This is a genomic window from Pseudomonas sp. LBUM1673, from assembly GCF_059695645.1.
This window is the reverse complement of record NZ_CP166780.1, coordinates 5,484,233-5,498,740: the sequence shown is the minus strand read 5'-3', so window position 1 is coordinate 5,498,740 and position 14,508 is coordinate 5,484,233. Positions and strand designations below refer to the sequence as shown.

12 protein-coding genes are annotated in these 14,508 nt (G+C 60.4%); 9 read left to right on the top strand and 3 right to left on the bottom strand.

The features are described from left to right. Window position 1: 1 nt before the first annotated feature. From murD to lpxC, 9 genes are all read left to right on the top strand, one after another. On the top strand, window positions 2-1,348 hold the full coding sequence (murD, locus tag ACA044_RS25165; RefSeq protein WP_497443768.1) for a UDP-N-acetylmuramoyl-L-alanine--D-glutamate ligase: 1,347 nt from the start codon (window positions 2-4) through the stop codon (window positions 1,346-1,348). Beyond that, the gene (ftsW, locus tag ACA044_RS25160) at window positions 1,345-2,562 is read left to right on the top strand and encodes a putative lipid II flippase FtsW (protein ID WP_497443767.1); all 1,218 of its coding nucleotides are present in this window, start codon (window positions 1,345-1,347) and stop codon (window positions 2,560-2,562) included. The genes murD and ftsW overlap by 4 nt, the downstream gene beginning before the upstream one ends. Then, window positions 2,552-3,622 (top strand): undecaprenyldiphospho-muramoylpentapeptide beta-N-acetylglucosaminyltransferase, encoded by a 1,071-nt coding sequence (gene murG, locus ACA044_RS25155; RefSeq protein WP_497443766.1) that lies wholly within the window; start codon window positions 2,552-2,554, stop codon window positions 3,620-3,622. Before ftsW ends, murG begins: the two co-directional genes overlap by 11 nt. Beyond that, window positions 3,615-5,075, top strand: coding sequence for a UDP-N-acetylmuramate--L-alanine ligase (gene murC, locus ACA044_RS25150; RefSeq protein ID WP_497443765.1), 1,461 nt, complete (start codon window positions 3,615-3,617; stop codon window positions 5,073-5,075). Before murG ends, murC begins: the two co-directional genes overlap by 8 nt. Further along, entirely contained in the window at window positions 5,072-6,052 is a 981-nt protein-coding gene (locus ACA044_RS25145) for a D-alanine--D-alanine ligase (protein WP_497443764.1), read from the top strand. Before murC ends, ACA044_RS25145 begins: the two co-directional genes overlap by 4 nt. A gap of 4 nt (window positions 6,053-6,056) precedes the next feature. Further along, window positions 6,057-6,926: a cell division protein FtsQ/DivIB gene (locus tag ACA044_RS25140; RefSeq protein WP_497443763.1), complete on the top strand. Its 870-nt coding sequence runs from the start codon at window positions 6,057-6,059 to the stop codon at window positions 6,924-6,926. A 15-nt stretch (window positions 6,927-6,941) separates the two neighbouring features. Further along, window positions 6,942-8,201, top strand: a complete 1,260-nt coding sequence (ftsA, locus tag ACA044_RS25135) for a cell division protein FtsA (RefSeq protein ID WP_447794228.1) — start codon at window positions 6,942-6,944, stop codon at window positions 8,199-8,201. Between the two features lie 71 nt (window positions 8,202-8,272). Beyond that, window positions 8,273-9,466, top strand: coding sequence for a cell division protein FtsZ (gene ftsZ / locus ACA044_RS25130; RefSeq protein ID WP_007904318.1), 1,194 nt, complete (start codon window positions 8,273-8,275; stop codon window positions 9,464-9,466). A gap of 112 nt (window positions 9,467-9,578) precedes the next feature. Further along, a complete protein-coding gene (lpxC, locus tag ACA044_RS25125; protein ID WP_007939852.1) occupies window positions 9,579-10,490 on the top strand; it encodes a UDP-3-O-acyl-N-acetylglucosamine deacetylase in 912 nt (303 codons plus the stop codon). 176 nt (window positions 10,491-10,666) lie between these two features. Here the strand turns inward: lpxC and ACA044_RS25120 are convergent, their stop codons facing one another. The 3 genes from ACA044_RS25120 to ACA044_RS25110 all read right to left on the bottom strand — a co-directional run bounded on the left by ACA044_RS25120 (window position 10,667) and on the right by ACA044_RS25110 (window position 14,505). After that, window positions 10,667-12,160 (bottom strand): sensor domain-containing diguanylate cyclase, encoded by a 1,494-nt coding sequence (locus ACA044_RS25120; protein ID WP_497443762.1) that lies wholly within the window; start codon window positions 12,158-12,160, stop codon window positions 10,667-10,669. A 313-nt stretch (window positions 12,161-12,473) separates the two neighbouring features. Continuing rightward, complete coding sequence (locus ACA044_RS25115; protein WP_497443761.1) at window positions 12,474-13,838, bottom strand: heavy metal sensor histidine kinase; 1,365 nt, start codon at window positions 13,836-13,838, stop codon at window positions 12,474-12,476. Further along, complete coding sequence (locus ACA044_RS25110; RefSeq protein ID WP_476224516.1) at window positions 13,828-14,505, bottom strand: heavy metal response regulator transcription factor; 678 nt, start codon at window positions 14,503-14,505, stop codon at window positions 13,828-13,830. Before ACA044_RS25110 ends, ACA044_RS25115 begins: the two co-directional genes overlap by 11 nt. Window positions 14,506-14,508: the final 3 nt, after the last annotated feature.

Below are 14,508 nucleotides of genomic sequence, written 5' to 3'. Positions count from 1 at the left end.
AGTGTCTCTGATCGCTTCTGACCACTTCCGCATCGTTGTCGGCCTCGGCAAGAGCGGCATGTCCCTGGTTCGCTTCCTGGCGAACCGGGGCGTGTCGTTTGCCGTCGCCGATACGCGGGAAAATCCACCGGAACTGGCCACGCTCAAGCGTGACTATCCGCACGTGGAAGTGCGTTGTGGCGAGCTGGACGTCGAATTCCTGTGCCGTGCCGACGAGCTCTATGTGAGCCCCGGCCTGGCACTGGCGACCCCGGCCCTGCAGGCTGCCGCCGCCCGTGGCGTGAAGTTGTCCGGCGACATCGAGCTGTTCGCGCGTAACGCGAAAGCGCCGATTGTCGCCATCAGTGGTTCCAACGCCAAAAGCACCGTCACCACCCTGGTTGGCGAGATGGCCGCTGCGGCCGGCAAGCGTGTCGCCGTCGGCGGCAACCTCGGTACGCCGGCGCTGGATTTGCTCAGCGACGACGTCGAGCTGTACGTGATGGAGTTGTCGAGCTTCCAGCTCGAAACCACCGATCACCTCGGCGCTGAAGTGGCGACCGTGCTCAACGTCAGCGAAGACCACATGGACCGCTACAGCGGTCTGCCGGCCTATCACCTGGCCAAGCACCGGATCTTCCGGGGCGCCAGGCAATTTGTGGTCAACCGTCAGGACGCCCTGAGCCGCCCGCTGATGGGCGAAGGTCAGCCCTGCTGGACCTTCGGTTTGAGCAAACCCGATTTCAAGGCCTTTGGTATCCGGGAAGAGGATGGCGAGAAGTACCTGGCCTTCGAATTCCAGAACCTGATGCCGGTGCGCGAGTTGAAAATTCGTGGTGCGCATAACCAGTCCAACGCCCTGGCGGCCTTGGCGCTGGGCCACGCCGTGGGGTTGCCGTTCGATGCCATGCTCTGGAGCCTGCGCACCTTCGCTGGCCTCGAGCATCGCTGCCAATGGGTTCGCGACCTGAACGGCGTGAGCTACTACAACGATTCCAAAGCCACCAACGTGGGTGCCGCACTGGCCGCCATCGAAGGTTTGGGCGCGGACATTGACGGCAAACTTGTGCTGATCGCCGGTGGCGATGGCAAGGGCGCCGACTTCAAGGACCTGGGGAATCCGGTTGCGGCCAACTGCCGTGCCGTGGTGCTGATGGGCCGCGACTCCGAGCTGATCGCCCAGGCCATCGGCGATGCCGTGCCTTTGATTCGCGTCAGCTCGTTGGACGAAGCCGTTGCGCAATGCCGCGCCATCGCAGAGCCGGGCGATGCGGTGCTGCTGTCGCCGGCCTGCGCGAGTTTCGACATGTTCAAGAACTACGAAGAGCGTGGGCGTTTGTTTGCTCAGGCCGTGGAGGGCTTGGCATGAGCTTGAGAAACATCATCAAGCCGTACCCGTCGCCGATCATCACCGGGCGAGGCATCGACCTCGACTTCCCGATGCTCGCCGGCTGCCTGGCATTGATCGGCCTGGGGCTGGTCATGATTGCATCGGCCTCGACCGAAGTGGCGGCGGTACAGTCGGGCAGTGCCCTGTATTACATGATTCGCCACCTTATCTACATTGTGCTGGGCCTGGGTGCCTGCATTGTCACCATGATGATTCCGATCGCCACCTGGCAACGCCTGGGCTGGCTGATGCTGATCGGCGCGTTCGGTCTGCTGGTGATGGTGATCATCCCGGGGATCGGCCGTGAGGTGAACGGTTCGATGCGCTGGATCGGCTTCAGTTTCTTCAACGTGCAGCCATCCGAGATCGCCAAGGTATTCGTGGTCATTTACCTGGCCGGTTATCTGGTACGCCGTCAGAAAGAAGTACGCGAAAGCTGGATGGGTTTCTTCAAGCCGTTCATCGTTCTGCTGCCAATGGCGGGTCTGTTGCTGATGGAACCGGACTTCGGCGCCACCGTTGTAATGATGGGCGCCGCGGCGGCGATGCTGTTCCTGGGCGGGGTCGGGCTGTTCCGTTTTTCCTTGATGGTTGTCCTGGCGGTCGGGGCGGTGGTGCTGTTGATTCAAGTGCAGCCGTATCGAATGGCGCGCCTGACCAACTTTGCGGATCCGTGGGCCGACCAGTTCGGCGCTGGCTATCAGTTGTCTCAGGCATTGATCGCTTTTGGTCGCGGCGAATGGCTGGGCGTTGGCCTGGGCAACAGCGTGCAGAAACAGTTCTACCTGCCGGAAGCCCATACCGACTTCGTGTTCTCGGTCCTGGCCGAAGAACTGGGTGCAGTGGGTTCTTTGTGCACGGTAGCGTTGTTCGTCTTTGTTTGTGTGCGTGGCATGTACATCGGTTATTGGGCCGAGAAGGCCAAGCAATTCTTCGCCGCCTACATCGCGTACGGCCTGTCGTTCCTGTGGATCGGCCAGTTCCTGATCAACATCGGGGTGAACGTCGGCCTGTTGCCAACCAAAGGTCTGACCCTGCCGTTCCTCAGTTATGGCGGTAGTTCGTTGGTGATCTGCGGTGCCTGTCTCGGTTTGTTGCTGCGCATCGAGTGGGAGAGTCGAACCCATCTGGGCAGCGAAGAGATGGAGTTCCATGAGAGCGACTTCGCCGAGGAGCCGAACCATGGGCGCTAACGTATTGATTATGGCTGGCGGCACCGGGGGCCACGTGTTCCCGGCACTGGCCTGTGCTCGCGAGTTCCAGGCCCGGGGTTACACCGTGCACTGGCTCGGCACGCCCCGCGGGATCGAAAACGATCTGGTGCCAGCGGCCGGTCTTCAATTGCATCGGATTAACGCCAGCGGTTTACGCGGCAAGGGCAAGTTGTCCCTGCTCAAGGCACCGATCATGTTGCTGAAGTCGATCTGGCAGGCGCGGGCGATCATCCGTCAGCTGCAGCCGGTCTGTGTGGTCGGGTTTGGTGGTTATGTGACCGGCCCCGGTGGCGTTGCCGCCAAATTGGCCGGCGTGCCGGTCATCGTTCACGAGCAGAACGCCGTGGCCGGTACCGCCAATCGGTTGCTGGTGCCGTTGGCCGCCCGAGTCTGTGAAGCGTTTCCCGACACCTTTACCCTGTCGAACAGCCGACGGACCACCGGTAACCCGGTGCGCGCCGAGCTGTTCCTCGACACACCGCGACCTGCCCTGGCCGGTCGCAAGGCGCGTTTGCTGATCCTGGGCGGAAGCCTGGGCGCAGAACCGTTGAACAAGTTGCTGCCTGAAGCCCTGTCGCAAGTCGCCCCCGACCTGCGCCCGGACGTGTTCCATCAAGCCGGCAAAAACCACGATGAAGTGACTGCAGAGCGCTATCGCGCGGCTGGCGTCGAGGCGCAAGTGCAGCCTTTCATCAAAGACATGGCCCAAGCCTATGGCTGGGCCGACCTGGTGGTGTGCCGCGCAGGCGCACTGACCATCAGTGAACTGGCGGCCGCCGGTCTGCCCTCGATGCTGGTGCCTTTGCCCCACGCGATCGACGATCACCAGACCCGCAACGCCGATTATTTGGCCCGTGAAGGCGCAGCCTTCCTGATGCCGCAAAGAACGACTGGCGCAGCGGACCTTGCCGCTCGCCTGACAGAGGTCTTGATGCAACCGCAACGACTCAATGACATGGCCACCGCGGCACGCCGCCTGGCCAAACCCGATGCCACCCGTAACGTGGTCGATACCTGCCTGGAGGTGGCCCATGGTTGAGAACAAGAAAGCCATGCCACAACCGGAAATGCGCCGCATCCGTCGCATCCACTTCGTCGGTATCGGCGGCGTGGGCATGTGCGGCATCGCCGAAGTGTTGCTGAACCTGGGCTATGAAGTGTCCGGTTCGGACCTTAAAGCCTCGCCGGTGACCGAGCGTCTCGAATCCTTCGGTGCCCAGATCTATATCGGCCACCGTGCCGAGAACGCTGCGACCGCCGATGTGCTGGTCACGTCGAGTGCCGTGAATACTTCCAACCCGGAAGTCGCCACCGCGCTGGAACGCCGGATTCCGGTGGTGCCTCGTGCCGAGATGTTGGCTGAGCTGATGCGCTACCGCCACGGCATCGCCGTCGCCGGTACGCACGGCAAAACCACCACCACCAGCCTGATCGCTTCGGTGTTCGCCGCCGGTGGCCTGGACCCGACGTTCGTCATCGGTGGCCGTCTGAATGCCGCGGGCACCAATGCCCAGCTCGGCACCAGCCGTTACCTGATCGCCGAAGCCGACGAAAGCGATGCCAGCTTCCTGCACTTGCAGCCATTGGTGGCTGTGGTCACCAACATCGACGCCGATCACATGGCGACCTACGACGGTGACTTCAACAAATTGAAGAAAACCTTCGTCGAGTTCCTGCACAACCTGCCGTTCTACGGTCTGGCGGTAGTGTGCCTGGACGATCCGGTGGTGCGTGAAATTCTCCCGCTGATCAAACGTCCGACAGTCACTTATGGCTTTGGCGAAGACGCCGACGTGCGCGCCATCAATGTCCGCCAGCAAGGCATGCAGACCTTCTTCACCGTGTTGCGCCCTGACCGCGAGCCACTGGATGTCTCGGTGAACATGCCGGGCAACCACAACGTACTGAACGCACTGGCGACCATTTGCATCGCCACCGATGAAGGCGTCAGCGATGAAGCCATCGTCCAGGGCCTGTCCGGGTTCCAGGGTGTCGGCCGCCGCTTCCAGGTGTATGGCGAACTGCCGGTCGAAGGCGGCAACGTGATGCTGGTGGACGACTACGGTCACCACCCGACCGAAGTCGCGGCGGTGATCAAGGCCGTGCGCGGTGGCTGGCCGGAACGCCGCCTGGTGATGGTTTACCAGCCGCACCGTTACAGCCGCACCCGTGACCTGTACGACGATTTCGTCAACGTGCTGGCCGACGCCAACGTGCTGCTGCTGATGGAGGTCTACCCGGCCGGCGAAGAGCCGATTCCGGGCGCCGACAGCCGCAAGTTGTGCAACAGCATTCGCCAGCGCGGTCAACTCGACCCGATCTACATCGAGCGCGGCATCGACCTCGCGCCGATCGTCAAGCCGCTGCTGCGCGCCGGCGACATCCTGCTGTGCCAGGGCGCCGGTGATATCGGTGGTCTCGCACCCAAACTGTTGAACAGTCCGTTGTTCGCCGGGGCCGTTGCTGCACCGGTTGAGGGGAAGTTGAAATGACTGCTGCTTACGCCAACCTCGTCTCCACTATCGCGCCGAAAGACTTCGGCCGCGTCGCCGTGCTGTTCGGTGGCAAGAGTGCCGAGCGGGAAGTGTCCCTGAAATCGGGTAACGCGGTGCTCGAAGCATTGCAAAGCGCCGGTGTGGACGCGTTCGGTCTTGATGTGGGCGATGACCTGCTGCAGCGCCTGCTGAACGAAAAAATCGACCGCGCCTTCATCATCCTCCACGGTCGTGGCGGTGAAGACGGCAGCATGCAGGGTCTGCTCGAATGCCTGGGCATTCCGTACACCGGCAGCGGCATTCTGGCCTCGGCGCTGGCCATGGACAAACTGCGCACCAAGCAGGTCTGGCATAGCCTCGGCATTCCGACGCCACGCCATGCCGTACTGAGTTCCGAGGCCGATTGTATTTCGGCGGCCACGGAACTGGGCTTCCCGTTGATCGTCAAACCGGCCCATGAAGGTTCCAGTATCGGGATGGCCAAAGTGTCTTCAGCTCTTGAGTTGATCGACGCATGGAAAGCGGCCAGTACCTACGATTCGCAAGTGTTGGTCGAACAATGGATTCAAGGTCCGGAGTTCACCATCGCCACCCTGCGTGACCAGGTGTTGCCACCCATTGCCCTGGGCACGACGCACAGTTTCTACGACTACGACGCCAAGTACGTGGCTTCCGATACCCAGTACCGGATCCCGTGTGGCCTGGACAGCAACAAAGAAAAAGAACTCATGGACCTCACGGCCAAAGCCTGTGAGGCGCTGGGTATCGCCGGTTGGGGCAGGGCAGACGTGATGCAGGACGCCGATGGACAGTTCTGGTTCCTGGAAGTCAATACCGCACCGGGCATGACCGATCACAGTCTGGTTCCGATGGCGGCCCGTGCCGCTGGCCTGGATTTCCAGCAACTGGTTCTGGCGATTCTGGCCGCCAGCATTGCGGGTAACGCTGCCGGTAACCAAGAGCCGCGAGGGTAAGACCATGCAAGGCGCACAGCTGAGACATCAGCCCTCCGCACCACCCGGCCGCAAGCCGGTGCCGCGGGGTGCCAGCCGAATGGTGGCCAAAGAGCCGATGTCCGCGCGCCTGCCGAAAGCCAACTTTGGTTTTCTGAAAAGCCTGTTCTGGCCCGTGCTGTTGGTTGCGCTGGGGTTCGGCACTTATGAAGGCGCACAGCGTTTGCTGCCGTACGCCGACCGGCCGATCACCAAGATCGCGGTGCAGGGTGATTTGAGTTACATCAGCCAGCAAGCGGTGCAGCAGCGGATCGCCCCCTACGTGGCGTCGAGCTTCTTCACCATCGACCTGGCGAGCATGCGCACCGAGCTTGAACAGATGCCATGGATTGCCCACGCCGAAGTGCGCAGGGTGTGGCCGGATCAAGTAGTGATTCGCCTGGAAGAACAACTGCCGGTGGCCCGTTGGGGCGATGAATCGCTGTTGAACAACCAGGGGCAGGCGTTCACCCCGCGCGAGCTGGCGAACTACGAACACTTGCCACAGCTGTTCGGCCCGCAGCGGGCCCAGCAGCAAGTAATGCAGCAATATCAGGTGCTGAGCCAGATGCTCAGGCCGTTGGGCTTCTCGATTGCACGCCTGGAGTTGCGTGAACGAGGCAGCTGGTTCCTGACCACCGGCGCCGGCAGCGCGGGCCCGGGAATCGAACTGCTGCTGGGACGCGGCAACCTGGTGGAAAAGATGCGCCGCTTCATTGCCATCTATGACAAGACGCTCAAAGAGCAGATTACGAACATTGCGCGCATCGATCTGCGCTACGCCAACGGCCTCGCTGTTGGCTGGCGGGAACCTGTAGCGCCCACGACAGCCCAACCCGCTGTCGCGAAGAATTAAGAAGAGGCAGGACCCATGGCAAACGTGCAAAGCGGCAAAATGATCGTCGGTCTCGATATCGGCACCTCCAAAGTGGTGGCGCTGGTCGGCGAGGTCTCGGACGACGGCACGCTGGAAATCGTCGGAATCGGTACCCATCCGTCCCGTGGCCTGAAGAAAGGCGTAGTGGTGAACATCGAGTCCACCGTGCAGTCGATCCAGCGCGCTATCGAAGAAGCACAGCTGATGGCCGGTTGCCGGATTCATTCGGCGTTCGTCGGCGTGGCCGGCAATCACATCCGCAGCCTGAATTCCCACGGCATCGTGGCGATTCGTGATCGCGAAGTCAGCTCCGCCGACCTTGAGCGCGTTCTCGACGCTGCCCAGGCCGTGGCAATCCCGGCTGACCAGCGCGTGCTGCACACCCTGCCGCAGGATTACGTGATCGATAACCAGGAAGGCGTTCGCGAGCCGCTGGGCATGTCCGGCGTGCGCCTGGAAGCCAAGGTTCACGTGGTCACCTGCGCTGTCAACGCCGCACAGAACATTGAAAAATGCGTGCGTCGCTGCGGCCTGGAAATCGACGACATCATTCTCGAGCAGTTGGCCTCGGCCTACTCGGTCCTGACCGACGACGAGAAAGAGCTGGGCGTGTGCCTGGTGGACATCGGCGGCGGCACCACCGACATCGCGATCTTCACCGAAGGCGCGATCCGTCACACCGCGGTGATCCCGATTGCGGGCGATCAGGTGACCAACGACATCGCCATGGCGTTGCGCACCCCGACCCAGTACGCCGAAGAAATCAAGATTCGCTACGCCTGCGCCCTGGCCAAACTGGCCGGCGCCGGTGAAACCATCAAGGTGCCGAGTGTTGGCGACCGTCCGCCGCGCGAGCTGTCCCGTCAGGCCCTGGCCGAAGTGGTCGAGCCCCGTTACGACGAGCTGTTCACCCTGATCCAGGCCGAACTGCGTCGCAGCGGCTACGAAGACCTGATCCCGGCCGGCATCGTGCTGACCGGCGGTACGTCGAAGATGGAAGGCGCTGTGGAACTGGCCGAAGAGATCTTCCACATGCCGGTTCGCCTGGGCGTGCCCCATGGCGTCAAGGGCCTGGACGATGTGGTCCGCAACCCGATCTATTCCACCGGCGTTGGCCTGTTGATGTACGGCCTGCAGAAACAGTCCGACGGGATTTCGTTCTCGGGCATCGGCAGCCGCGACAGCTACAGCAATGAAGAACCGAAAGCCGCCTTGCTCGATCGCTTCAAGAGCTGGGTACAAGGCAACTTCTAAAGATTTACCGCAATACCGTTGTAGATACAGGCAGTAGGCGAAAAAACTAGAGAAATGAAAGGAGAGGGAAAATGTTCGAACTCGTAGACAACATCCCCGCAAGCCCGGTAATTAAAGTTATCGGTGTTGGCGGTGGCGGCGGCAACGCTGTCAATCACATGGTCAAGAGCAACATTGAAGGCGTTGAATTCATCTGCGCCAACACTGATGCCCAGGCGCTGAAAAGTATCGGCGCGCGGACCATCCTGCAACTGGGCACCGGCGTGACCAAAGGTCTGGGCGCTGGCGCCAACCCTGAAGTAGGTCGTCAGGCCGCTCTCGAAGATCGTGAGCGCATTGCCGAAGTCCTGCAGGGCACCAACATGGTGTTCATCACTACCGGCATGGGCGGTGGTACCGGTACCGGTGCTGCGCCAATCATCGCCGAAGTGGCCAAGGAAATGGGCATCCTCACCGTTGCAGTGGTGACCCGTCCGTTCCCATTCGAAGGCCGCAAGCGTATGCAGATCGCCGACGAAGGCATTCGTCTGCTGTCTGAAAGCGTCGACTCGTTGATCACCATTCCCAACGAGAAGCTGCTGACCATCCTCGGTAAAGACGCAAGCCTCTTGTCGGCTTTCGCCAAGGCCGACGATGTACTGGCCGGTGCCGTTCGCGGTATCTCCGACATCATCAAGCGTCCGGGCATGATCAACGTCGACTTTGCCGACGTGCGTACCGTGATGAGCGAAATGGGCATGGCGATGATGGGCACTGGCTGCGCCAGCGGTCCGAACCGTGCACGTGAGGCCACCGAAGCGGCCATTCGCAACCCGTTGCTCGAAGACGTGAACCTGCAAGGTGCACGCGGTATCCTGGTGAACATCACCGCCGGTCCTGACCTGTCTCTGGGTGAGTACTCCGACGTGGGTAGCATCATCGAAGCCTTCGCTTCCGAGCACGCAATGGTCAAGGTCGGTACCGTTATCGATCCGGACATGCGCGACGAGCTGCACGTGACTGTTGTTGCCACTGGTTTAGGCGCTAAAATCGAGAAGCCTGTGAAGGTCATCGACAATACCGTTCACACCTCGATGGCTTCCCAGCCACAACAACAAGCCCCTGTTCGTCAAGAACAGCCTGCGGTGAACTACCGTGACCTGGACCGTCCGACCGTCATGCGCAACCAGGCTCAGGCCGGTGCTGCGACTGCCGCGAAGATGAACCCGCAAGATGACCTGGACTACCTGGACATCCCGGCTTTCCTGCGTCGTCAGGCCGATTGATGAAATGTATCAGGGGTATTAGGGTGATTGGTGTTCAGCAAAGGTCTGGTCTGCTATCATCGCCAGCCTTTGTTGATACCAGTTCGCAATTTGCGCTGAAGCGGCCCATGCCATGATAAAACAACGCACCCTGAAGAATATTATCCGTGCCACAGGTGTCGGCCTGCACTCCGGGGAGAAGGTCTATCTGACCCTCAAGCCAGCGCCCGTCGACACCGGCATTGTGTTTTGTCGTGCTGACCTCGACCCTGTGGTGCAGATTCCTGCCCGCGCGGAAAACGTTGGCGAAACCACTATGTCGACCACGCTTGTTAACGGTGACGTCAAAGTGGACACGGTGGAGCACCTGCTCTCGGCCATGGCTGGCCTGGGCATCGATAACGCCTACGTCGAGCTCTCCGCGTCCGAAGTCCCGATCATGGATGGTAGCGCTGGACCCTTCGTATTCCTGATTCAATCGGCCGGCCTGGAAGAACAGGACGCCGCCAAGAAGTTCATCCGGATCCTGCGGGAAGTGACAGTGGAAGACGGCGACAAGCGCGCCACTTTCGTCCCTTTCGAAGGTTTCAAAGTGAGCTTCGAGATCGATTTCGATCACCCGGTTTTCCGTGACCGCACACAAAGTGCAAGCGTGGATTTTTCCAGCACTTCGTTCGTAAAAGAAGTCAGCCGCGCCCGTACCTTTGGTTTCATGAGTGACATCGAGTACCTGCGCAAGCACAACCTCGCACTCGGCGGCAGCGTTGAAAACGCTATTGTGGTCGACGCGGATGGTGTACTGAACGAAGACGGCCTTCGCTATGAAGACGAATTCGTGAAGCACAAGATCCTCGATGCAATTGGTGACCTCTACCTGCTGGGCAATAGCCTGATTGGTGAGTTCAAGGGCTTCAAGTCCGGACATGCATTGAACAACCAGCTGCTGCGCAAGTTGATTGAGCAGACAGATGCTTGGGAAGTCGTGACTTTCGAAGACGCCAGCACTGCACCGATCTCTTACATGCGTCCTGTTGCGGCCGTGTAAGCAAAAAACCTCTCTAGTTTTTAAAGGCTACCTTCGGGTGGCCTTTTTTTATGATCCGGTTGTTTGTGGCGTCTGGCTGGCCTCTTCGCGAGCAAGCCCGCTCCCACATGGGTACGCGGTCTACTGTGTACAAGCGGGCTTGTTCGCGAAGAGGCCAGTCGATCCACTACAAATGGTCAGCCGGAAACCACCCGATTGCGCCCGTTTTCCTTGGCCTGATACAGCGCTTTGTCCGCCGCAAACAGCAACTGCTCCAGGCTGATGTCGGTCGCTGTCGTCCAGGTGCTGATGCCGATACTGACAGTAATCGGCAACTCATCACTCCCCACCAACGGCAACTGCTCCACCGCCGTACGGATGTTGTCGGCAATCTGTTGCGCGCCAGCGCTGTCGGTTTCAGCCAGGATCACTGAAAACTCCTCGCCACCGTAACGGGCGACAAGGTCTGCAGGCCGTCGAACATGGGTGCTGATCACTTTGGCCACCGAGCGTAAGGCATCGTCGCCGCCCTGATGGCCATGGCGATCATTGAATGCCTTGAAGTGATCGATATCGATCATCAGTATCGACAATGGCTGGCCGGAGCGTTGGGCGCGAAACCATTCATGGCGCAGGGCCTGATCCAGACTTCGACGGTTGGCCAGGCCGGTCAAGGGGTCGGTAGCGGCCAGTTGTGCCAATTCCTGCTCGGCACTTTGACGCCGACGCAATTCCCGGCAGAGCAACCAGGTCAGCCACAGCAGGCTCACGCACAGGGCAATGGTCGCCAAGCTAACCACCACCGTAGTGCGCTTCCAGGCCGCAAAGACCTCATCACTGGACAGCGCAACGATGACAATCAACGGCAAGTTCCCGACCTTGGAGAAGGTGTACAAGCGCTTGTCACGGTATCGATCGGACATGCTGGTGAAGCTGCCGTTGCCTTCCTTGACGATGCGCTGAAAATTGGGGCGGTTACTGAAGTCCTTGCCGATCAGCTCCTCGGCCAGGCGTGGTTGCTGGGCCAGAAGAATCCCGTTCTTGCTGATCAGATTGACCGTGCTGTCGCGGCCGATGCTCAAACTGTTGAACAACTGATCGAAGTAGCTCAACCGCATGGCGGCTTCGGCCACGCCCAGGAACTCACCCTGGGGGCCGTTCACCCGGCGGCTGAAACTGATACGCCAATCCTGTTCGGGCGACCTGGCCCTGAAGGGGGGGCTGATGAACATGCCCGGGTCCAGGTTGTTCACATGAGACTGGAAGTATTCACGATCGGCATAGTTTCCCTTTCTGGGCTCTACCGAGGCCGAGTCGGCGATCACGTCGCCTTTATTGTCGAGCAACAAAATGTTGCCCTTGTACGGCGCGGCAGTGGCGCGGTCGAAATAGGCCAGATGGCGAATGACAGGAGAAACGCTCTTGAGGTCTTCACGCCGGGAGGCAGCGATCAAACCCAGCAGGGACACGTCATAGAGTTCGACATTGCGCAGCACATCGGCGTCGATCAATTGCACGATATTATTGGCGGCGCGAGCGGCGGACAATTCGGCATGGACGCGTTCGCGGATCAGCAGGAACGCCACAATGCTCAGTATCGCAATGACCAACAACAAACTACCAAGAACCAGAAGCCGCTCCGATCGTGTCGAACGGATCGGATGTTGAGATTTCGCACTGCTTACACTCATGGTTCTGACTTCTGCAAATAAGGCGTTATGAAAGTTCTTTTACAAGAATCGGGCAGAGTCCCAGAAACCGGTCGCGTCCAGAGCGCCTATATAAGTGCCGGATAAAAAAAAGGCCAGCAAAACATGCTGGCCTTTTGCTAATTGAAGCTTAGAAGACATTCAGCGGGTAGTCGACCCTGTGGCGAGGGGGCTTGCCCCCGTTCGGCTGCGAAGCAGTCGTAAATTCAGGCAACTCGGTGGGTGTGAAAGAATGCAGGGGGGCCGCTTCGCGACCCAACGGGGGCAAGCCCCCTCGCCACAGGGTTCTGTGTGATCAGACCGGGAGGTGGATGCCGAAAGTATTCATCCCATGGTCACTGCGCACAAACACATCCCCACCGTGCATCAGCGCAATCGCCTTGACGATCGCCAGCCCCAGGCCATGGTTGTTGCCACTGTTGCTGCGCGACGCATCGACCCGGTAGAAACGCTCGAACAGCCGCGGCAAATGCTCGTTGGCAATTGGCAATCCCGGGTTGGCGACGCCGATGCTGACCTGATGCTCTTCGACTTCGATCCGCACCTCAATCACTTGCCCGGGTTCGGTGTGCTGCACCGCGTTGCTCAGCAAGTTGATCAACGCCCGCCGCAGATGAGCGATCTCGATCCGCACCTGTGCGTCGCCACTGACTTCGACCTGAACCTGCGCATCTTCAAGAATGAAATCCAGATACTCCAGCGTAGTGGCCACTTCATCGGCCAATGAGGTGGACGTCAGTTTGGTGGCCTTGCTGCCCTGGTCGGCGCTGGCGAGGAACAGCATGTCGTTGATGATCGAGCGCAGCCGTTCCAGCTCTTCGAGGTTCGATTGCAGCACTTCGAAATAGTGTTCGGCTGACCGCCCGCGTGTCAGCGCCACCTGGGTCTGGCCGATCAGGTTGGTCAGCGGCGAGCGCAGTTCATGGGCCACGTCGGCGTTGAACGATTCCAGGCGCGAGTAAGCCTGTTCGACCCGTTCCAGTGTGGCGTTGAACGAATTGACGAACTGGTTCAGTTCCGGTGGCAATGGCGACAATTGCAGGCGTCCGGACAGCCGTGGTGGCGCCAGACGCTGGGCCTCCTGCGACAACTTGATCAGCGGTTTGAGGCCGATCCGGGCCACCCAATAACCGAGTAGCGAGGCCAGCAATACACCAATGATCGCCAGGCTGATCAGGGCGATCAGCAAGTGGTGCTGCGTCTCGTAAAAGGTTTCGGTGTCGATGCCGATCAGGAAGCGCAGCGGTGGCCGCTGGTCCTTGGCCGGCAGTTCGGTGACCAACACTTTCAGCGGGTACGGATGGTCGGGCAATGCCATGTCGCGCATGCCCGGCGGGCCTTGGGCGAAGGCGCGGATCGGCGCGTCGGGTTGGCCGTATTCATAACCGGGATGGCCGCTGACCACCCAAAAGCGGATGCGTTTGTCTTCTTCGCTCAGCAGTTTGAGCTTGGCGTTGATCTTCACCCAATGCTCGGGCGTGCCGTACCGGTTGAGCGCAGATTCAAGCACGCTGTAACGGGCAACGAGTTCGGCTTCGGGCAGCAGGCCTAAACCCTTGTCGACCTGTTGATACAGCGCACCGCCGATCAGCAGGAACACCAGCAGCGCCACCAGGGTGAACATCCCGCTCAGGCGCAGAGCAATACTGTTACTGGACACCACGGCTCTCCAGCACATAACCCATGCCACGAATCGTGTGCAGCAATTTCTCGTCGAACGGCCCGTCGAGCTTGGCCCGCAGGCGTTTGATCGCGACTTCGACCACGTTGGCGTCGCTGTCGAAATTGATGTCCCAGACCATCTCGGCAATGGCGGTTTTCGAGAGGATTTCCCCTTGCCGCCGCGCCAGCACGCTGAGCAACGAGAACTCCTTGGCGGTCAGGTCCAGGCGTGTGCCGGCGCGGGTGGCCTTGCGGCTGATCAAATCTATCCACAGGTCGGCGATGCTCACCTGTACCGGTTCGTGGCCGCCGCTGCGCCGGGTCAGCGCTTGCAGGCGCGCCACCAGTTCGAGGAAGGAAAACGGTTTGCCGAGATAATCGTCGGCACCATCGCGCAGGCCTTTGATGCGGTCTTCCACCCGCTCGCGGGCGGTGAGCATGATCACCGGGGTTTGCTTGCGCGCCCGCAGCGCACGCAATACGCCGAAGCCGTCGAGGCCCGGCAACATGACGTCGAGGACAATCACTGCGAAGTCGTTTTCCAGCGCCAGATGCAAGCCTTCGACGCCATCGCCGGCCAGGTCCACGGTGTAGCCCTGTTCCGTCAGGCCGCGGTGTAGATAGTCCGCGGTTTTTTCTTCGTCTTCGATAATCAGAACGCGCATGAC

Coding starts and splice junctions, on each gene's coding strand:
- ftsW (WP_497443767.1), top strand. CDS start 1,345: ATGAGCTTGAGAAACATCATCAAGCCGTACCCGTCGCCGATCATCACC.
- murG (WP_497443766.1), top strand. CDS start 2,552: ATGGGCGCTAACGTATTGATTATGGCTGGCGGCACCGGGGGCCACGTG.
- murC (WP_497443765.1), top strand. CDS start 3,615: ATGGTTGAGAACAAGAAAGCCATGCCACAACCGGAAATGCGCCGCATC.
- ACA044_RS25145 (WP_497443764.1), top strand. CDS start 5,072: ATGACTGCTGCTTACGCCAACCTCGTCTCCACTATCGCGCCGAAAGAC.
- ACA044_RS25140 (WP_497443763.1), top strand. CDS start 6,057: ATGCAAGGCGCACAGCTGAGACATCAGCCCTCCGCACCACCCGGCCGC.
- ftsA (WP_447794228.1), top strand. CDS start 6,942: ATGGCAAACGTGCAAAGCGGCAAAATGATCGTCGGTCTCGATATCGGC.
- ftsZ (WP_007904318.1), top strand. CDS start 8,273: ATGTTCGAACTCGTAGACAACATCCCCGCAAGCCCGGTAATTAAAGTT.
- lpxC (WP_007939852.1), top strand. CDS start 9,579: ATGATAAAACAACGCACCCTGAAGAATATTATCCGTGCCACAGGTGTC.
- ACA044_RS25120 (WP_497443762.1), bottom strand. CDS start 12,160: ATGAGTGTAAGCAGTGCGAAATCTCAACATCCGATCCGTTCGACACGA.
- ACA044_RS25110 (WP_476224516.1), bottom strand. CDS start 14,505: ATGCGCGTTCTGATTATCGAAGACGAAGAAAAAACCGCGGACTATCTA.